Below are 17,552 nucleotides of genomic sequence, written 5' to 3' on the forward strand. Positions count from 1 at the left end.
ACAGTCAACGAGGGACAGACATGGTTTCGCGCGTCATACCGGTCGAGCCTTTCGACCTCGTCATCTTTGGCGGCACGGGCGATCTGGCCCGGCGGAAGATCCTGCCGGGCCTTTATCGCCGCTTCCTCGCAGGGCAGATGCCCGCCGAGAGCCGCATCATCGGCGCGGCGCGGGGCGATCTGACGGATGAGGCCTTCCGCCAGATGGTGGCCGAGGCCATCGCCGAATTCGTCCCGCAGGACCGGCGCGAGGACAAGATCATCGCGGCCTTCCTCGAACGGGTGGGATTCGTCTCCATCGACGCGAAGGGGACGGGGGGCTGGGATGTGCTGAAGGGCCGGATGCGGCCCGGCGTGGTGCGGGCCTTCTATTTCTCCGTCGCGCCGGCGCTGTTCGGCGATCTGGCCGAGCGGCTGCACGCCCATGGCATCGCCGATGACAAGAGCCGGATCGTGGTGGAGAAACCCTTCGGGCGCGACCTCGCCTCGGCCCGCGCGCTGAACGCGGTGCTGGCGGAACATTTTGACGAACATCAGATCTACCGGATCGACCATTATCTGGGCAAGGAAACCGTCCAGAACCTGATGGCGGTGCGTTTCGCCAATATCCTGTTCGAGCCGCTGTGGAAGGCGGAATACATCGACCATGTGCAGATCACCGTGGCCGAGACCGTGGGGGTGGAGGGGCGCGGCGCCTATTACGACAAGTCCGGCGCGATGCGGGACATGGTGCAGAACCACCTGATGCAACTCCTCTGCCTGATCGCGATGGAGCCGCCCTATCACTTTGATCCCGATGCCGTGCGGGATGAGAAGCTGAAGGTCATCCGCGCGCTGGACCCGGTGAAGCCCGAGGATATCGTGCGCGGGCAATATCTGCCGGGGGGCGGGCAGGGCGGCTATGTGGAGCATTCCGAGAACCCGCAGAGCCGGACGGAAAGCTATATCGCGCTGAAATGCCATATCTCCAACTGGCGCTGGAAGAACACGCCCTTCTATCTGCGCACGGGGAAACGGCTGCGGGCGCGGGCCTCGGAAATCGCCATCACCTTCAAGGAACCGCCGCATTCGATCTTTGACGATGCGAGCGGCTGGCGCGAGAACGTGCTGGTGATCCGGTTGCAGCCCAATGAGGGCATGAACCTGATGATGATGATCAAGGAACCCGGTCCGGGGGGGATGCGCCTGATGCAGGTGCCGCTGGACATGTCCTTTGCCGATGCGCTTGGCGCGGATGCCGAGGATATTCCCGATGCCTATGAACGGCTGATCATGGATGTGATCCGGGGCAACCAGACCCTCTTCATGCGCGGCGACGAGGTGGAGGCCGCCTGGGCCTGGGCCGACCCCATCATCGCCGGGTGGGAGGCGCGGGGGGATCGCCCGCAGGGCTATGATCCGGGCAGCAGCGGGCCGGAGGATGCGCTGATGCTGATGCATCGCGACGGGCGGCGCTGGCGGGAGATCAAGGGATGAGGCTGGAGACCTATCCCGACCGGGAATTCCTGATGCTGGGTCTGGCGAATGTGATCGCCGGCCAGTTGGCGGATTTCCTGCGGCGGGAGGGGCGGGCCTCGCTCTGCGTGCCGGGCGGCACCACGCCGGGGCCGATCTTCGACACGCTGTCGGGGGTGGATATCGACTGGTCGCAGGTCGCCGTCTTCCTGAACGACGAACGCTGGGTGGCGGAGGACAGCCCTCGGTCCAACACGCGGCTGTTGCGGGAACGTCTGTTGCGGGGCAAGGCGGCGGGGGCGACGCTGGTGCCGCTCTATGCCCCGGCCGAAGCGCCGGAAGAGAAGCTGGCGGAACTGGAAGAAGGGCTGCGCCCGCATCTGCCGATTTCCGTCCTGCTTCTTGGCATGGGGGCGGATATGCATACGGCCAGCCTCTTTCCCGGGGCCGACCGTCTGGCCGAGGCGCTGGCGCCCGATGCGCCGGTCCTGATGGCGCTGCGGGCCGAGGCGGCGGGAGAGCCCCGCATCACCCTGACCGCGCCGGTCCTGAAGGGCGCGATGAACATCCATATCCTGATAACCGGGGCGGAAAAGCGTGCGGCGCTGGAACGCGCGCTGACCCTGCCCCCGGAGGAGGCGCCGGTGCGCGCCGTCCTCGACAACGCAACCGTGCATTGGGCGGAGTGAGACATGAGTAACCCCTGGGCCGCGCTGGCGGCGCATCACGAGGCGGTCGGGGACCGCCGCATCCTTGACCTCTTCGCCGATCCCGCCCGCGCGGGTGCCTTCACCGCCGAGGCGGACGGGATGCGCCTCGACTGGTCGAAGACCAATATCGACGCCGAGGGCCGCCGCCTGCTGGTGGCGCTGGCCGAGGCGGCCGGGGTCGCGGCCAAGCGCGAGGCGATGTTCGCAGGCGCGAAGATCAACGAGACCGAGGGGCGGGCCGTCCTGCACACCGCCCTGCGCGATCTGGGCGGGTCGGTCACGGTGGAGGGCAAGGATGTAATCCCCGGTATCGTCGAAACGCTGGAGCGGATGGAAGCCTTTGCCCGTGATGTGCGCGCGGGCCGTTTCACGGGGCAGGGCGGGCGGATCACCGATGTGGTCAATATCGGGATCGGCGGGTCCGACCTTGGCCCGGCCATGGCGACGCTGGCACTGGCGCCCTATCACGACGGGCCGCGTTGCCATTATGTGTCGAACGTGGACGGGGCGCATGTGGCGGATGTGCTCAAGGGGCTGAACCCCGAAACGACGCTGGTGATCGTCGCCTCCAAGACCTTCACCACCATCGAGACGATGACCAATGCCCAGACGGCGCGCGACTGGATGGCCGCCAAGGTCGCCAATCCGGCGGCGCAATTCGCCGCCGTCTCTACCGCCGCCGACAAGACGGCGGCCTTCGGGATCGACCCCGCCCGCGTCTTCGGATTCGAGGATTGGGTCGGCGGGCGCTATTCCATGTGGGGGCCGATCGGCCTTGCCCTGATGCTGGCCGTGGGGCCAGAGGATTTCCGCGCCTTCCTGGCGGGCGGCCACGCGATGGACAGGCATTTCTGCGCTGCGCCCTTCGATACAAACTTGCCGGTGCTGCTGGCCCTGGTCGGCATCTGGCACAACCAGATCTGCGGCCATGCCACCCGTGCGGTCCTGCCCTATGACCAGCGCCTGAGCCGCCTTCCCGCCTATCTCCAACAGCTTGAGATGGAGAGCAACGGCAAGCGCGTGGCGATGGATGGGACGGACCTTCCGATGCATTCGGGCCCGGTGGTCTGGGGCGAACCCGGTACGAATGGCCAGCACGCCTTCTATCAGCTCATCCATCAGGGGACGCGGGTCGTTCCGTGCGAATTCCTGATCGCGCGGCGCGGGCATGAGGCGCATCTCGCGCATCAGCATGTGCTTCTGGTGTCGAACTGCCTCGCGCAATCCGAGGCGCTGCTGCGGGGCCGGTCGCTGGACGAGGCGCGGGCGATCATGGCGAAGAAGGGCCTGACCGGCGCGGAACTGGAGCGGCAGGCGCGGCATCGGGTCTTTCCCGGCAACCGGCCTTCGGTGACGCTGGCCTATGAAAGGCTAACGCCCTTCGTCCTGGGCCAGATCATCGCGCTTTATGAACACCGGGTCTTTGTCGAGGGGGTGATCCTCGGGATCAACTCCTATGACCAGTGGGGGGTGGAACTGGGCAAGGAACTGGCGCTGGCGCTGCAACCCGTGCTGGAGGGGCGGCAGGGGACAGAGGGCAAGGACGGATCGACGGCGGCCTTGGCGGCCTGGTTCCGGGGATGAAAAACCCCCGGCGCCGGACGCCGGGGGTCAAAAATCTTCGAAGATTTTGCAAATTTCTTCGAAGAAATTTGGTTACTTCAGCGCCGCCGTGACGATCACCTCCACCAGATAGTCGGGCGTCGCCAGTTTCGCCTCGCCCGTGGCGCGGGCGGGGGTATGGCCCTGCGGGACCCAGGCATCCCAGACGGCGTTCATCTCGGCAAATGTGCCGATATCGGCCAGCCAGATCTGCGCCGAGAGGATGCGGGTCTTGTCGGTCCCGGCTTCGGCGAGGATGCGGTCCACCTCGGCCAGGCAGGTGCGGGTCTGATCCGCCACGCTGTCGCCGGGATTTCCGACCTGTCCGGCAACCCAGACGATGCCATTGTAGCAGACCGCCTCCGACATGCGGGGGCCGGTGCCGATGCGCTTGATATCCGACATGGTGAAATCCTTTCCCTGATCTGCCGCGCTGGTTAGCGCAGCCGCGCGGGAAAGAAAAGCGGCGGCACCCCGCCGAAGGTCTTGCTGCGCTGCGGCAAGAACCCGCCGCCCATCCGGCTGGAGGGGTTGGCAGGGCGGGCGGAGCGTGTCAGGGGGCGCGACGGATCAACAAATCAAGGCCTCCCGATGCTGCTGCGCCCGCTCTGCCTCTCTGTCGCCCTCCTGCTTCCATTCACCGCCCCGGCCCAGGCCGAACGCGCGCAGCAGGGTCTGCTTGCGCTTTTCGCGCCGGCGCAGAAGGGCGGGCCGGACCGGGCGGCGCGGGCGGAACTGAAGGCGGCGGTGAAAGTGGCGATGGCCAACCCGCCGCGCGGGCGCATCTGGTGCGTCCCCTTCGCCCGCGCCGTGAGCGGGGTGGAAATCCGCGGCAATGCCCGCACCTGGTGGGATCAGGCCAGAGGCCGCTATGCGCGCGGGCATGAGCCGAAGGTGGGCGCGGTCATGGCTTTCGCAGCAAGCCGGTCCATGCCCAAGGGCCATGTCGCCGTGGTGTCGAAGGTGATCGACGACCGGACGGTGCTTGTCGATCAGGCGAATTGGGAGAGGAACCGCATCACGCTGGATACGGTGGTGGTGGATGTCTCGGCCAAGGGCGACTGGTCGAAGGTGCGGGTGGCAAACGGGGCGGGCAGCCTGGGCCGCGTGAACCCGGTGAAAGGGTTCATCTACGCGGAGTGAAGGGGTGGGGCTGGAGCGGGTGAAGGGAATCGAACCCTCGTCTTCAGCTTGGGAAGCTGCGGCTCTACCATTGAGCTACACCCGCGACGGGGCTGAGGTAAGCGATGCGCAGCGCGGCGTCAAGCGGCAAGCGCGCCTGCCGGGGCCGCGCCCTTAGCGCAGGTCGCTGCCGAGGAAGCGGCGCGCGGCGGTCATCGCGGCGCGGTCGCCGGAAACCTCGCCCGGCGCATCGCCGATGCCATGCAGCGCGCCGCCCCAGACCATGCCCAGCCATTCCGCCGACCGCCGCAGCATCGCCTCGGCCAGGTCGGGGACCGTCGGGTCGGGGTCGGCGCGGGCGGTGACCAGATGCATCCGCTTGCCCTTCACCCAATCGGCAAAGCCCGTCTCGGGCGCATCGAGCCAGCCCGACCAATGATCCAGCAGCAGCTTGGCCGGGGCGGGCAGGGCATACCAGTAGATCGGGGCCACCATCACGATATCGCTCGCCTCGCGCATCGCCGCATGGATCTGGGCGACGGGGCCGTGGGGCAGGGCGAAACCGGGGCGCAGATCGGTGAAGGCCGGAAGGGGCGGGTCGCAGAGGTCGATCCAGACCTGCGCGGCGGCCGGGATCGGGGCAGCGGCAGCCTGCGCCAGAGCTAGCGCATTGCCCCCCTTGCGGGCCGAAGAGAGAAGAAAGAGGAACCGCCGATCCATCCCGCGATCAAGGCCATGGCCGGGGAAAAAGACAAGAGGGTTCCGTGGGGAGATGCCGACGGAACCCTCTTGCCCGTCCTCGCGGCCGGAAGTGGGGACAGGAAAATGGCGCGCGCGGACGAACCTCGGCTGCGCGGGCCGGGGAGTGACGCCCCCGCGCCCGCGCCTGCCGCGCGCCTTACATGGCGGGCAGCAGCACGGTGTCGATCACATGGATCACGCCGTTCGACTGTTTCACATCGGCGATGGTCACGGTGGCGATATTGCCCATGCCATCCTTGATCTTGATCGCATCACCCTCGGCCATCACGGTGAAGTCGCAGCCGCCCACGGTGGAAACCGTATGCATCCCGCCATCATCGGCGATCATCTTGCCGATATCGGCGGCCATCGCATTCGCCGCGACCACATGGCAGGTCAGGATCTTGACCAGTTGATCCTTGTTCTCCGGCTTCAGCAGCGTCTCCACCGTGCCGGCGGGCAGCTTGGCGAAGGCGTCATTGGTGGGGGCAAAGACGGTGAAGGGGCCTTCGCCTTGCAGCGTCTCCACCAGACCGGCGGCCTGCACGGCGGCGACCAGCGTGGTGTGATCGGCCGAATTCACCGCATTCTCGACGATATTCTTGTCCGAGAACATGGGCGCGCCGCCCACCATCGGGTTTTCGCTGCCGTCGCTGGCCGCGAAGGCCATGCCGGTGGCAAGGATCAGGGCCGGAAAGGCATATCCGAGTTTCATGTCGTCTCTCCCGTTGCGAAGGCGTCCATCGCCTTGTCGTGCGGGGAGTTACGGGGGCAGGGCGGGGCGAGTTTCAGGCCCGGCGGAAAACCCGGTCACAGGTCCGTGATCAGCCCCGCCGCCAGCACCGGCCCGGTCGGCGCCCCGGTGGGCGAGCCGCCCTCGGGTTCCAGCGAGACGGCGAGGGTCCAGCCCGCCGGAGCCTCGGGATAAGGCACGGCGAGACGATCCGCGGGCATCAGACCCAGCGAGACGGGGGCCGCCTCGGGCGCGATGATCCAGACTTCCTGCACCTGACCTGCCGGCGCGGCGCTGCCAGCGACGCGGATCACGGTCAGCGTATCCCCGTCGAAACGCGCCTCGAAGCGCAGGCTGGCATCCACCTCGCCCAGCACGGCGACAAGCGTTCCGGGCGAGGGCGGCACCAGAAGGGTCATCCCCGCCAGGACCAGAGCCACCGCGGTAGCCGCCCCCGCCAGCCAGCCGAGCAGGGAATTGCGCTTTGGCGCCGGGGCGGGCCTGGGGAAGAGCCGCGCCTCGATCTGCGGCATCAGGTCGGGCGCCGTCGCCTCGGCATAGGCTTCGTTGAGAGGGGCGAGCCTGTCTTCCCAGGCCGCAACCCGCGCGGCAAAGGCGGCATCGGTCTTCATCCGCGTCTCGGCCGCCAGCCGTTCCGGCAGCGGCAGCACGCCCAGCACATATTCCGCCGCCAGGGCATCGGTCTGATCTTCGGGCGAAAGGGGGGTATCGTCGCTGGTCATGCGTCCAGACATTCCCGCAGCTTGAGGAGCCCGCGCCGCAGCCATGTCCGCATCGTGTTCAGCGGCACGGCATGGCGGTCGGCCAGATCCTGATAGGACAGCCCGTCCAGATAGGCCCCGCGCACTGCCGAGGCGCGGTCGGGTTCCAGTGTGGCGAAACAGTCGGCGATGCGGCCCGCCTCGCCCAGGGCGATCATCCGCGTTTCGGCGGTGGGGGCGCTGTCGCGGATACGGTCGATGACGCCCTCGCTGTCATCCCGCGCGGCCTCGGAGGGCCGGGCCCGCAGCCGGTCGATGGCGTGGTTGCGCGCGATGGCGATGAGCCAGGTCATGCCGCGCCCCTTCGTCGCGTCAAAGCGCCCGGCACGCAGCCAGACGCGGGTGAAAACTTCCTGAAGCGCCTCTTCCGCCTCGGCCCGATTGCCAAGGATACGCAGCAGCACACCCATGAGTTTCGCCGCGCTTTGCGAATAAAGCGCGCGGAAGGCCGCGCGGTCCTGCGCGGCCACCCGGGAAAGAAGATCGGCTACCGGGTCTTCGGTCATCGTCATCCTGTCGCGTTCGGCGCGATCATAGCGGGGCGGCGGGGGAAGAAAACCCCGGTCAGCCGCGCCGCCGCCTGCGCCCTTCGGACCCCGCGCCGCCGGCGTTGAAGCTGACATCGGGCAGGGTGACCACGGCGTTCAATTCCGGGAAGGGGTCGGTCGCGTGCGGGATGGCATTGGCGTTGACGAAATGTTCCTGAAACTTCGGCTCGATGGCGGTTTCCACCTTGTGGATGTGATGCACCGTCGCCTCGATCTGGTCGCGCGCCGCCACGTTGCACAGCGCGATGCGCGCACCGGTGCCTGCGGCATTGCCCGCGCTGGTGACGCGGTCCAGCGGGACATCGGGGATCATGCCCAGCACCATGGCGTGTTTCGGGCTGATATGCGCGCCGAAGGCCCCGGCGAGGGTGACGCGATCCACCTTGTCCACCCCCATCTCGTCCATCAGCAACCGCGCGCCCGCATAGAGCGCGGATTTCGCAAGCTGGATGGCGCGGATATCGCCCTGCGTCACCATGATGCGCGGCCCGCCCTCGGCGCTGCCGTCATGCAGAAGATAGCTGTGGGTGCGCCCTTCCGGCACACAGCGCGGCGTCCCGGTCTGATCCGGCCCGCCGATCAGCCCGCCGGGATCGAGAAGCCCGGCCATCCGCAGTTCCGCCACCGCCTCGATGATGCCCGATCCGCAGATGCCGGTGATGCCGCTCTGCTTTGTCGCCTCGGCGAAACCGGGATCGTCGGACCAGAGGTCGCTGCCGATGACGCGGAAACGGGGTTCCTTGGTCACGGGGTCGATCTCCACCCGTTCGATGGCGCCGGGCGCGGCGCGCTGGCCGCTGCTGATCTGCGCGCCCTCGAAAGCCGGGCCGGTGGGGGAAGAGCAGGCAAGGACGCGGGTTTCGTTGCCCAAGAGGATCTCGGCATTGGTGCCGACATCGACGATCAGGACCATGTCCTTCGATTTGCCGGGTTCCTCCGACAGGGCCACGGCGGCGGCATCGGCCCCCACATGGCCCGCGATGCAGGGCAGCACATAGACCCGTGCCGCGCGGTTGAGGTTCGTCAGGTCCAGATCGCGCGCATCAAGCGAGAGCGAGCCGGAGGTCGCCAGCGCGAAGGGCGCCTGACCCAGTTCCACCGGGTCGATGCCCAAGAGCAGGTGGTGCATCACCGGGTTGCAGACGAAGACCACCTCATAGATCGCCGTGGTCTCGATCCCCGCCTCGGCGGCGATGGAAGCGGCCAGCGCATTGATCGCCTCGCGCACCGCCCGCGTCATCTCCACATCCCCGCCGGGGTTCATCATCGCGTAAGAGACGCGCGACATCAGATCCTCGCCAAAGCGGATCTGCGGGTTCATCAGGCCCGAAGAGGCCAGCACCGCGCCATCCTTCAGATCGCAGAGATGCGCCGCGATGGTGGTGGAGCCCAGGTCGATGGCCAGCCCGTAAAGCCCGCCCTCATGGAAGCCGGGCCAGAGGTCGAGGATGCGGGGCGTGGCGTCATGGTTGCCCTTGTGCAGGGCGACCGTGACCTTCCATTCGCCCTTGCGCAGCACGGGTTGCAGGCGGCGCATCAGGGCGAGGTCCGCCGTCACATCCTCCACCTGCCATTGATCGCGCAGCGCGATGGCGAGGCGTTCGAAATCGCCGGTCGGTTCGTGCATGTCGGGTTCGGCCACCTCGACGTAAAGAAGCCGCGTCGCCGGGTCCATCACGATGTCGCGCTGGGTGGCGGATTTGCGGATCACCTGCTTGTGGACCTGGGATTCCGGCGGCACGTCGATGACCACATCGCCCATCACCTTGGCCTGACAACCCAGGCGCCGCCCATCCAGCATCCCGCGTTTGGATTTGTAGCGTTCCTCGACCGCGTTCCATTCCGTCAGCGCGCCATCGGCCACCGTCACCCCATGTTTGGGGAAATCGCCATAGCTGGGCGTGATCTGGCATTTGGAACAGATGCCCCGCCCGCCGCAGACGGAATCAAGGTCCACACCCAGTTGCCGCGCCGCCGTCAGGACGGGCATTCCCAGCGGGAAGCGCCCCCGCTTGCCGGAAGGGGTGAAGATGACGAGCGCGTCTTCGGTCATTGTCTGGGGTCCGTTTCGAAGAGGAAGCTGTAGCGGATATCGGCAAAGCTGTCGGCGGCGAAGCAGTAGAACCAGCGCAAGGGGGCGCGGGCGACCGGCACGCCATGCACGGCCCCGCCGGGGATGTAAAGCGCCACACCGGGCGCAAGGCGATGCGGCATCCCGTCCACCATCACCTCTCCCTCGCCCTCCAGCCCGAAATAGACCTCGGCCTGCGGATGGGAGTGCAGCGGGAAAGTGTCACCCTCGGCCATCATCGCCACGCCGCAGGTAAGCTGATCGCTGTCCGTTTGCGGCGCAGAAAACAGTGTGCGAAAGCGGATCGTCCCGCGCGCCGGGTCATCCCAGCGTTCGTCGGGCAGGGTGGCGGCATCGACGGCAGTCGCGGTCGGCAAAGGGCTGTCTCCTGTTCGCGCCCCCTGTTCTAGGGCGCAGGCGCGCAGGGTCCATGTCGGATTGCGTCAGGTCAGGGCCTGCGGGCGTCACGCAGGCGGGTCATCCTCCAGCCAGCGCAGGATCGCGGCGCGGTCGCCGTCCAGCGTGGGCGCAGGCGCGCGGGCGGCGGCTTCGGGCAGGCCCGTCATCTTGATGGGATTTCCTGCCGCGGTGAAGCCCGGCCCGCCCTCCCGCGCCGTCACCGGCAGCACCATGTTGCGGGCCAGGATCTGCGGATCGCGCATCGCCTCGGCCATGTCCTGCACCCGCCCGGTGGGCACCCCTGCCGCCTCCAGCACCCCGATCCAATGCGCCACGCCATTCCCAAGCGTCACCGCCTCGATCAGCCGTTTCAGAAGATGCACATTCTCGCAACGCGCGGCATTGGTGGCAAAGCGCGGGTCATCCGCCAGAGGCAGCGCCAGCGCCGCGCAAAGCCGGGCGAAAAGCGCGTCATTCCCTGCGGCGATGACAAAGAACCCGTCCGCCGCGCGATAGGTGGAAAAGGGCGTGATGGTCGGATGCCGCGCGCCGGTCGGCCCCGGCGGGGTGCCGGTGGCCGCCGTGATGGCAAGGCTGTGCTCCTGGATGGCAAGCTGGGCATCCAGCATCGCCACGTCGATCATCCGGCCCTCGCCGCTGCGTTCCCGGTCGAAGAGGGCGGCCAGCACCCCTTGCGCCAGATACATCCCCGCCACGATATCCCCGATGGAGGCACCGACGCGCGCGGGCGGCCCGCCTTCTTCGCCGGTGATCGACATCACGCCGCCGCGCGCCTGCACCACCATGTCATAGGCGGGCTTCCCGGCCTCTGGCCCCGTCTGGCCAAAGCCCGACACCGCGCCATAGATCAGGCGGGGATGGCGGGCATGCAGAACCTCCCACCCGTAACCCAGCCGCGCCATGACGCCGGGGCGGAAATTCTCCAGCAGCACATCGGCGCGGGCGAGAAGCCGGTCAAAGATCATCCGGTCCTCCGCCGCCTTCAGGTCCAGCGCGATGGAGCGCTTGCCCGCGTTCAACGCGGCGAAATAGCCGGACTCGCCCGCCACGAAAGGCGGGAAGGCGCGGGTGTCATCGCCCGTGCCGGGGCGTTCCACCTTGATGATCCGCGCGCCCAGATCGCCGAGGATGGTGGAACAGAAGGGGCCTGCCAGCACATGGGTCAGGTCCAGAACGGTGATCCCGGCAAGGGGGGCGGCTTGGGGCGCGGTCATCGCAAGGCTCCTTGATGGGCCGCACCAGCAAAGCGCCGCCGCCCCCCGCGATCAAGGGGCGGCGTCTGGTCCGCGACAATCGGCGCGGGTCTCAGCCCAGCGTCACCAGCGCATGCCGCTTTTTCCCGGCGGTCAGCTTCACGGGTTCGGCCAGATCGCCCGCCCCAAGGCGCAGCGCGGCATCGGTGACGATCTCGTCATTCAGCCGGGCCCCGCCTTCGGAAATCAGCCGCTTGGCATCCTTGCCGCTGGCCGCAAGGCCCGCGCGGACGAAAAGCTGCACGATGCCGACGCCCTCGGCCACCTCGTCCACCGACAGGGCCACGGTGGGCAGGTCGTCGCCGATCCCGCCCTTTTCAAACACTTCGCGCGCCGTGGCCTCGGCCGCTGCCGCCGCTTCGGCCCCGTGCAGAAGGGTGGTCACCTCATTGGCGAGGATGATCTTGGCGGCGTTGATCTCCGACCCTGCCAGCGCGCCAAGGCGGTTGCATTCCTCCACCGGAAGCTCGGTATAAAGCTTCAGGAAGCGGCCCACATCGGCATCGGTCGTGTTGCGCCAGAATTGCCAGAACTCATAGGGCGACAGCATCCCGCCATCCAGCCAGACCGCACCCGAGGCCGACTTGCCCATCTTCTTGCCGTCGCTCGTTGTGAGGAGGGGCGAGGTGAGGCCGAAGATATCGGCATCCAGCACGCGGCGGGTCAGGTCGATCCCGTTGATGATATTGCCCCACTGATCCGACCCGCCCATCTGCAAGCGGCAGCCATAGCGGCGGTAAAGCTCAAGGAAATCGTAGGCTTGCAGGATCATGTAGTTGAATTCGAGGAAGGAAAGGGATTGCTCCCGGTCCAGCCGCGACTTCACGGATTCAAATGACAGCATCCGGTTGACCGAAAAATGCCGCCCGATGTCCCGCAGGAAATCGAGGTAGTTCAGGCTGTCCAGCCATTCGGCATTGTTCAGCATGATCGCATCCGACGGCCCCGTCCCGTAGGACAGGTAGCGGGCAAAGACCTTCTGCATCCCGGCAATATTGGCGTCGATCTGCGCCGGGCTGAGAAGGGGCCGCTCCTCGGCCCGGAAGGAGGGATCGCCCACCTTCGTCGTCCCGCCCCCCATCAGGGTGATCGGCTTGTGGCCGGTCTTCTGCAACCAGCGCAGCATCGTGATGTTCAGAAGATGGCCCACATGCAGGCTCGCCGCGGTGGCATCATAGCCGATATAGGCGGGCAGGACCCCTTTCACCAAAGCCTCGTCCAGCGCCTGATAATCGGTGCAATCGGCCAGATAGCCGCGCTCCATCATCACGCGCAGGAAGTCGGATTTCGGATGGTAGGTCATGGGACACCCGTGCTTTAACTTGGCCTCGGCGGTATAGCGGGGGCAGGGGGTGAAAGGAAGATGCTGAAAGGCGGGGCGGTCTGGGCGCTGGGAACCATGTCGGGCACCTCGCTTGACGGGGTGGATGCGGCCATGATCCTGACGGATGGGGAACGCATCCTGGAGTTCGGCCCCTCGGCCTTCCGCGCCTATAGCGCTGGCGAACAGGCGGTCCTGCGCGCCGCTCTGGGGCGCTGGCCGGGCGAAGACGGGGTGGCCGAGGCGGCGGAGGTGGTGGAAACCGCCCATGCCGAACTGCTGTCGCGTTTCACGGGGGCCGGGATCATCGGCTTTCACGGCCAGACGCTGGCGCATGATCCCAAGGGGCGCGGCACCCATCAGGCCGGGGATGGCGCGCTCTTGGCGCGGGTGCTGGGCCTGCCGGTGGTCTGGGACTTCCGCAGCACCGATATCGCCATGGGCGGGCAGGGCGCGCCGCTTGCCCCCTTCTTCCATTTCGCCTGCGCGCGCCATATCGGCGCCGCGCAGCCGCTGGCGATCCTCAACCTTGGCGGCGTGGGCAATGTCACCTGGATCGACCCGCGCCAGCCCGCGCCGGAAAGCCATGGCGCGCTTCTGGCCTTCGACACCGGCCCCGCCAATGCGCCGCTCAATGACCTGATGCTCGCCCGCACCGGCCAGCCACTTGACCCCGAAGGTGCAACGGGGATGCAGGGGCAGGTGGATGAGGACCGGCTTGCCGCCTTCCTGCGCCATCCCTTCTTTCACCGGATGCCGCCCAAATCGCTCGACCGCAACGCTTTTCACGCGGCGCTCGACATCGGCAATCTCGGGCTGGAGGATGCCGCCGCCACCCTTGCCGCCGCCGCTGCCGCCGCCGTGGCGCGGGGGGCAGAGCATTTCCCTGTTCCCATCACCCGCCTTCTGGTCACCGGGGGCGGGCGGCACAATGCCCGGATCATGGCGGAACTGACCGCCCGGATGCGGCTGGAGGCGGAACCGATCGAGGCGGCGGGTCTGGATGGCGACATGCTGGAGGCGCAGGCTTTCGCCTATCTCGCCGTCCGCGTCGCGCGCGGCCTGCCCACCTCCGGCCCCGCCACCACGGGCGTTGGCGCTCTGGTCGGCGGGGGCAAGGTCAGCCGGCCGGACTGATCTGCCGTCATCCCCCCAAAGCCGCAGCTTCATCTGTTCTCAAATATCCCGGGGGTGCGGGGGCAGGCCCCCGCTCCCGCAGGTCCGGCGGGGCTCAGCGTTTCAGCATCGACCCGGTATAGATCACCAGCGCCGCCCAGATCATCGGGAAGGCCACGGCCCGGGCCGTGCCGAATTCCTCGCCAAAGACGAAGACGGCGGTCAGGAAGATCATCGTCGGCGCGATATATTGCAGGATGCCGATGGTGGACAGGCGCAACAGCTTTGCCCCATTGGCATAGACCATCAGCGGCACCGCCGTCACCACGCCCGCCAGCAGCAAAAGCCCCGTCAGCCCCGCATCGGCCCCGAAGACCAGCCCGCCCTGCGCGCCCTGCCACAGCAGGAACCCCAGCGCCAGCGGCGACAGGATCAGCACCTCCAGCATGAAGCCCTGATTGGGCCCCAGCGGCAGCCGCTTCTTCAGATAGGCATAGAACCCCCAGCTCACGGTCAGCCCCAGCGCCACCAGCGGCACGCGCCCCGCTTCCCATGTCAGCACCGCCACGGCCGCAGCCGCCAATGCGATGGCCGCCCCCTGCGCCCGGTTCATCCGTTCCCCCAGCAACACCGCGCCAAGGAAGATGGAAAAGAGCGGGTTGATGTAATAGCCCAAGGCCGCCTCCAGCGCCTGCCCCGACTGGATCGACCAGACATAGATCGCCCAGTTGACCGAGATCAGCCCCGCCGTCAGCGCCGCCATCCCGATCATGCGGGGGCTGCGCAGCGCCGCCTTCAGATCCGCCGTCCGCCCCAGCCAGATCAGGATCGCCCCCGCCACCGGCACCGACCAGACCACGCGATGCGCCAGCACCTCCAGCACCGGCACGGCGGAGAGTGCCTTCATGTAAAGCGGCAGGAAGCCCCACATCAGATAGGCGGCGATGGCGAGGAACAGGCCCTTGGGGCTGTCCTCGTTCTTGGTCGGGGCGGGGACGGGATCGCTCATGCCGCCCCTGCTATCGGGTCAGGGGACAAAGCGCCAATGCCGAATTGTGACGGTGGCAATAATGCAGGCCTATCGCCAGAACGTCAGGCCATCAAAGGCGGCGGGCCAGATAGTCCCGCGTGAAGGCGGCATAGCCCTCCGCCGTCACGGCCAGATGGGCGCGCATCCTGGCATGCAGGTCGGGCAGGCGGTGAAAGGGCACAGCGGGGGCGACGTGATGTTCCGCATGATAGGGCATGTTCCAGGCAAGAAAGCGGACGATCCGGTTGGTAAAGGTGGTGCGCGTGTTCAGGAACATGTCGGCCACGCGCGGGCAATCGCCATGTTCGGCCAGAAGGTAAAGCCGCAGCAGCGGCTGGCCCAGCAGGACGGGGATCAGCCAGACCCAGAGCAAGAGGTCCGTCCACAACAGCGACAGCGCCACCAGCCCATAGCCCGCCAGCATGACCCGTGCCTCGCGCGTCATCCGGGGCAGGGCGGAGTCCGGCAGATAGGGCGCCTGCGCCCGGCCAAGGGCAAGGCTCCACAATAGCCGCGCCTCGGCCAGCCAATAGGGCAGGCCCGACACATGCCAGAGCCAGGCCGCCGGCGTTTCGGGCTTGGCCCCTTCCAGCTCGGGGTCCTTGCCCTCGATATTCGTCCAGCGGTGATGCGCCAGATGGAAATAGCGGAACCACAGAAAGGGCAGGAACAGCAGGAAGCCGCAAAGATGCCCCACCGCCTCGTTCAGCCAGATCCGCGCGAAGGGGGTCTGATGCGTCGCCTCATGTTCCAGCGTGAAGAGAAAGACGATCAGCACGCCCTGCACCGGCAAAAGCAGCCACCACCCCGGAGCCCCCGCCGCGAGGACCGCGCCGCAGAGCAGGATCAGCCCCAGGTGCAGCGCCAGATGGCGCAGGCCCGCCGCATCGGACCGGGCCGTCAGATCGGCCTTCACCTCGGGCGGCAGCGTGGCGAGCCATGCCTTGTGATCCATGCCTCTCCTCCGGCACATGGCTTCTGACGCCGAAGCCGGTGGGGAATTTTACGCAAATTCCGCGCCCCGTCACCTGCGCCTAAAGGCCTCCGCGCGGTTTCTGCGCGTGACCCCGCCGCGACATCTGCGTCAGAGTTCGCCCTAACGCCCGTCGATCGTGAACCCCGGTTCCGCCAGTTCGAACCCGTCGAAGCGGAATCCCGGCGCGACGCAGCAACTGACCAAGGCCCATCCCGCCCGCGCCTCGGCCGCCTGCCACCATCCGGCGGGGACCACGGCCTGCGGGCGCTGCCCCGCCAGCACATCCGCGCCCAAGGCCTTCACCGTCACCGGCCCCGCCGCCGTTTCCGCCATGAGCAAGTCCAGCGGCGCGCCTGCATGCCAAAGCCAGACCTCGCCCGCATCGACGCGATGCCAATGTGACCGCTCGCCAGCCTTCAGCAGGAAATAGATCGCCGTTCCCGCTGCACGACCCGCCACCTCCGGCCCCGCCCAGGTCTCGCGGTACCAGCCGCCTTCGGGATGCGGATCCAGGTTCAGCGCGGCAATGATCGCTTCGGCGTGATCCATGCTTCCCTCCGGCATCAGACCCTGCCACCATGGGGCAAAGGAGCCGCCATGCAACCCCGTTTCCTCATCCTCGGTGCGGGCATCATGGGTGCCGCCCTCGCGCATCGGCTGGCGCGGGATGGCGCCTCCGTGACCGTGATCGAAGCGCTGGCCCCAGCCATCGGCGCGTCGGGCCGTAGCTTCGGCTGGGTGAATGCCAGCTTCTTCCTGTCGGAGGATCATTTCCACCTGCGCCGCGCGGCGATGGAGGCGCATCGTCAGCTTGCCGCCGAACTCGCGCGCCCGTATCAGCCCGAAGGCTGCCTCTGGTATGAAGAGACGGGCGTGGCCTTCGACCGCCAGCTTGCGGCGCTGGAGGCGCTGGATTATCCGCTGCGGCTGCTCGACCGTGCCGCCGTCGCGGCGCTGGAGCCGCGCCTTGCCCATCCGCCTGAACGTGCGCTCTTCTTCCCGCTCGAATCCGCGCAGGACCCCGGCGATCTGACCCATGCCCTGCTGGGCTCCGCCTCGTCGCACAGCGCGCATCTGATCTGCGGCCTGCGGGTGGAAGGGCTGACCCAGTCCGACGACCGCATCACCGGCATCCGCACGGCGGCGGGCGATATCCATGCCGATCATGTCATCCTCTGCACCGGGACGGGGACGCCCGCGCTGCTGGCGCCGCTGGGGCTGCATCTGCCGATGCTGCACCGGCCCGGCGCGCTTTTGGTGACGCGGCCATTGCAGCCGCTGCTGCACCATATCCTTGCCACCTCCGACCAGGAGGTGCGGCAGGATGCGCAAGGGCGGCTGATCGCCCCCGCCAGCGCCCATCATCAGGCGGATGCGGCCGAAGCCCTGCCCCCGCCGCAAGAGATGGAACAGGCCACGCTGATGCGGTTGCGCCATCTCTTTCCCAATGCCTTCATCCGGCCCGACCGGCTGTTTCTGGCCGAGCGGCCGGTGCCGGGGGACGGGCTGCCGGTGATCGGGCCGGTGCTGCCCGGTCTGTCTCTGGCGGTGATGCATTCCGGCGCGACGCTGGCCCCGCTTGTCGCCGATCTTCTGGCGGCAGAACTGGGCGGGCAGGGGGAACAGGCGCTGCTGGCGCCGTTCCGCTCGGCACGGTTCTTCACCGGATAGCA

The 17,552-nt window shown here is 67.7% G+C and carries 18 protein-coding genes and 1 tRNA gene; 6 read left to right on the forward strand and 13 right to left on the reverse strand.

The annotated features are described in order from the left end of the window. The first annotated feature begins 20 nt into the window (after nucleotides 1–20). The 3 genes from zwf to pgi are packed head-to-tail and all read left to right on the forward strand — an operon-like array spanning nucleotide 21 to nucleotide 3,748. Nucleotides 21–1,475 carry a glucose-6-phosphate dehydrogenase gene (gene zwf / locus C0V75_RS06510; RefSeq protein ID WP_101920112.1) on the forward strand — a complete coding sequence of 485 codons (1,455 nt, stop codon included), beginning with the start codon at nucleotides 21–23 and terminating at the stop codon, nucleotides 1,473–1,475. Next, entirely contained in the window at nucleotides 1,472–2,143 is a 672-nt protein-coding gene (gene pgl, locus C0V75_RS06515) for a 6-phosphogluconolactonase (RefSeq protein ID WP_101920113.1), read from the forward strand. Before zwf ends, pgl begins: the two co-directional genes overlap by 4 nt. A 3-nt stretch (nucleotides 2,144–2,146) precedes the next feature. Beyond that, entirely contained in the window at nucleotides 2,147–3,748 is a 1,602-nt protein-coding gene (gene pgi, locus C0V75_RS06520; protein ID WP_101920114.1) for a glucose-6-phosphate isomerase, read from the forward strand. 72 nt (nucleotides 3,749–3,820) lie between these two features. Here the strand turns inward: pgi and C0V75_RS06525 are convergent, their stop codons facing one another. Next, nucleotides 3,821–4,171: a RidA family protein gene (locus tag C0V75_RS06525; protein ID WP_101920115.1), complete on the reverse strand. Its 351-nt coding sequence runs from the start codon at nucleotides 4,169–4,171 to the stop codon at nucleotides 3,821–3,823. Nucleotides 4,172–4,357: 186 nt separating this feature from the next. Between C0V75_RS06525 and C0V75_RS06530 the strand changes: the two genes are divergently transcribed. Continuing rightward, a complete protein-coding gene (locus tag C0V75_RS06530; RefSeq protein WP_216821420.1) occupies nucleotides 4,358–4,909 on the forward strand; it encodes a CHAP domain-containing protein in 552 nt (183 codons plus the stop codon). Between the two features lie 11 nt (nucleotides 4,910–4,920). Here C0V75_RS06530 and C0V75_RS06535 read toward each other — a convergent pair. The 9 genes from C0V75_RS06535 to tyrS form a co-directional block, all read right to left on the reverse strand. Next, nucleotides 4,921–4,994 (reverse strand) — tRNA-Gly (locus C0V75_RS06535). Between the two features lie 68 nt (nucleotides 4,995–5,062). Continuing rightward, nucleotides 5,063–5,608, reverse strand: a complete 546-nt coding sequence (locus C0V75_RS06540) for an NAD(P)H-dependent oxidoreductase (protein WP_101920116.1) — start codon at nucleotides 5,606–5,608, stop codon at nucleotides 5,063–5,065. 178 nt (nucleotides 5,609–5,786) lie between these two features. Continuing rightward, nucleotides 5,787–6,344 carry a fasciclin domain-containing protein gene (locus tag C0V75_RS06545; protein ID WP_101920117.1) on the reverse strand — a complete coding sequence of 186 codons (558 nt, stop codon included), beginning with the start codon at nucleotides 6,342–6,344 and terminating at the stop codon, nucleotides 5,787–5,789. Nucleotides 6,345–6,439: 95 nt separating this feature from the next. Then, a complete protein-coding gene (locus C0V75_RS06550; RefSeq protein WP_158241790.1) occupies nucleotides 6,440–7,105 on the reverse strand; it encodes an anti-sigma factor domain-containing protein in 666 nt (221 codons plus the stop codon). Next, on the reverse strand, nucleotides 7,102–7,767 hold the full coding sequence (locus C0V75_RS06555) for a sigma-70 family RNA polymerase sigma factor (protein ID WP_371410670.1): 666 nt from the start codon (nucleotides 7,765–7,767) through the stop codon (nucleotides 7,102–7,104). The genes C0V75_RS06550 and C0V75_RS06555 overlap by 4 nt, the downstream gene beginning before the upstream one ends. Then, the gene (locus C0V75_RS06560) at nucleotides 7,709–9,745 is read right to left on the reverse strand and encodes an ASKHA domain-containing protein (protein ID WP_101920119.1); all 2,037 of its coding nucleotides are present in this window, start codon (nucleotides 9,743–9,745) and stop codon (nucleotides 7,709–7,711) included. The genes C0V75_RS06555 and C0V75_RS06560 overlap by 59 nt, the downstream gene beginning before the upstream one ends. Then, entirely contained in the window at nucleotides 9,742–10,140 is a 399-nt protein-coding gene (locus C0V75_RS06565) for a cupin domain-containing protein (RefSeq protein WP_101920120.1), read from the reverse strand. The genes C0V75_RS06560 and C0V75_RS06565 overlap by 4 nt, the downstream gene beginning before the upstream one ends. Nucleotides 10,141–10,227: 87 nt before the next feature. After that, nucleotides 10,228–11,397 carry a CaiB/BaiF CoA-transferase family protein gene (locus C0V75_RS06570; protein WP_101920121.1) on the reverse strand — a complete coding sequence of 390 codons (1,170 nt, stop codon included), beginning with the start codon at nucleotides 11,395–11,397 and terminating at the stop codon, nucleotides 10,228–10,230. A gap of 91 nt (nucleotides 11,398–11,488) precedes the next feature. Continuing rightward, nucleotides 11,489–12,739 carry a tyrosine--tRNA ligase gene (gene tyrS / locus C0V75_RS06575; protein WP_101920122.1) on the reverse strand — a complete coding sequence of 417 codons (1,251 nt, stop codon included), beginning with the start codon at nucleotides 12,737–12,739 and terminating at the stop codon, nucleotides 11,489–11,491. A 60-nt stretch (nucleotides 12,740–12,799) separates the two neighbouring features. On the opposite strand from tyrS, the gene C0V75_RS06580 reads away from it, so the two are divergent. Then, on the forward strand, nucleotides 12,800–13,894 hold the full coding sequence (locus C0V75_RS06580; protein ID WP_101920123.1) for an anhydro-N-acetylmuramic acid kinase: 1,095 nt from the start codon (nucleotides 12,800–12,802) through the stop codon (nucleotides 13,892–13,894). Between the two features lie 94 nt (nucleotides 13,895–13,988). Here the strand turns inward: C0V75_RS06580 and rarD are convergent, their stop codons facing one another. The 3 genes from rarD to C0V75_RS06595 all read right to left on the reverse strand — a co-directional run bounded on the left by rarD (nucleotide 13,989) and on the right by C0V75_RS06595 (nucleotide 16,428). After that, the gene (gene rarD / locus C0V75_RS06585) at nucleotides 13,989–14,882 is read right to left on the reverse strand and encodes an EamA family transporter RarD (RefSeq protein ID WP_101920124.1); all 894 of its coding nucleotides are present in this window, start codon (nucleotides 14,880–14,882) and stop codon (nucleotides 13,989–13,991) included. 91 nt (nucleotides 14,883–14,973) lie between these two features. Further along, a complete protein-coding gene (locus C0V75_RS06590) occupies nucleotides 14,974–15,858 on the reverse strand; it encodes a fatty acid desaturase (RefSeq protein ID WP_101920125.1) in 885 nt (294 codons plus the stop codon). A gap of 141 nt (nucleotides 15,859–15,999) precedes the next feature. Further along, a complete protein-coding gene (locus C0V75_RS06595; protein WP_101920732.1) occupies nucleotides 16,000–16,428 on the reverse strand; it encodes a cupin domain-containing protein in 429 nt (142 codons plus the stop codon). Nucleotides 16,429–16,476: 48 nt separating this feature from the next. Between C0V75_RS06595 and C0V75_RS06600 the strand changes: the two genes are divergently transcribed. Then, nucleotides 16,477–17,550: an FAD-binding oxidoreductase gene (locus tag C0V75_RS06600; RefSeq protein ID WP_158241791.1), complete on the forward strand. Its 1,074-nt coding sequence runs from the start codon at nucleotides 16,477–16,479 to the stop codon at nucleotides 17,548–17,550. Nucleotides 17,551–17,552 lie beyond the last annotated feature (2 nt).

The organism is Tabrizicola sp. TH137 (assembly GCF_002855575.1).
In the GTDB taxonomy this organism is placed as follows: Bacteria; Pseudomonadota; Alphaproteobacteria; order Rhodobacterales; family Rhodobacteraceae; genus Paragemmobacter.

Coding starts and splice junctions, on each gene's coding strand:
- zwf (WP_101920112.1), top strand. CDS start 21: ATGGTTTCGCGCGTCATACCGGTCGAGCCTTTCGACCTCGTCATCTTT.
- C0V75_RS06590 (WP_101920125.1), bottom strand. CDS start 15,858: ATGGATCACAAGGCATGGCTCGCCACGCTGCCGCCCGAGGTGAAGGCC.
- C0V75_RS06530 (WP_216821420.1), top strand. CDS start 4,358: ATGCTGCTGCGCCCGCTCTGCCTCTCTGTCGCCCTCCTGCTTCCATTC.
- rarD (WP_101920124.1), bottom strand. CDS start 14,882: ATGAGCGATCCCGTCCCCGCCCCGACCAAGAACGAGGACAGCCCCAAG.
- C0V75_RS06570 (WP_101920121.1), bottom strand. CDS start 11,397: ATGACCGCGCCCCAAGCCGCCCCCCTTGCCGGGATCACCGTTCTGGAC.
- C0V75_RS06540 (WP_101920116.1), bottom strand. CDS start 5,608: ATGGATCGGCGGTTCCTCTTTCTTCTCTCTTCGGCCCGCAAGGGGGGC.
- C0V75_RS06555 (WP_371410670.1), bottom strand. CDS start 7,767: ATGTCAGCTTCAACGCCGGCGGCGCGGGGTCCGAAGGGCGCAGGCGGC.
- pgl (WP_101920113.1), top strand. CDS start 1,472: ATGAGGCTGGAGACCTATCCCGACCGGGAATTCCTGATGCTGGGTCTG.
- tyrS (WP_101920122.1), bottom strand. CDS start 12,739: ATGACCTACCATCCGAAATCCGACTTCCTGCGCGTGATGATGGAGCGC.
- pgi (WP_101920114.1), top strand. CDS start 2,147: ATGAGTAACCCCTGGGCCGCGCTGGCGGCGCATCACGAGGCGGTCGGG.
- C0V75_RS06560 (WP_101920119.1), bottom strand. CDS start 9,745: ATGACCGAAGACGCGCTCGTCATCTTCACCCCTTCCGGCAAGCGGGGG.
- C0V75_RS06545 (WP_101920117.1), bottom strand. CDS start 6,344: ATGAAACTCGGATATGCCTTTCCGGCCCTGATCCTTGCCACCGGCATG.
- C0V75_RS06580 (WP_101920123.1), top strand. CDS start 12,800: ATGCTGAAAGGCGGGGCGGTCTGGGCGCTGGGAACCATGTCGGGCACC.
- C0V75_RS06550 (WP_158241790.1), bottom strand. CDS start 7,105: ATGACCAGCGACGATACCCCCCTTTCGCCCGAAGATCAGACCGATGCC.
- C0V75_RS06525 (WP_101920115.1), bottom strand. CDS start 4,171: ATGTCGGATATCAAGCGCATCGGCACCGGCCCCCGCATGTCGGAGGCG.
- C0V75_RS06595 (WP_101920732.1), bottom strand. CDS start 16,428: ATGGATCACGCCGAAGCGATCATTGCCGCGCTGAACCTGGATCCGCAT.
- C0V75_RS06600 (WP_158241791.1), top strand. CDS start 16,477: ATGCAACCCCGTTTCCTCATCCTCGGTGCGGGCATCATGGGTGCCGCC.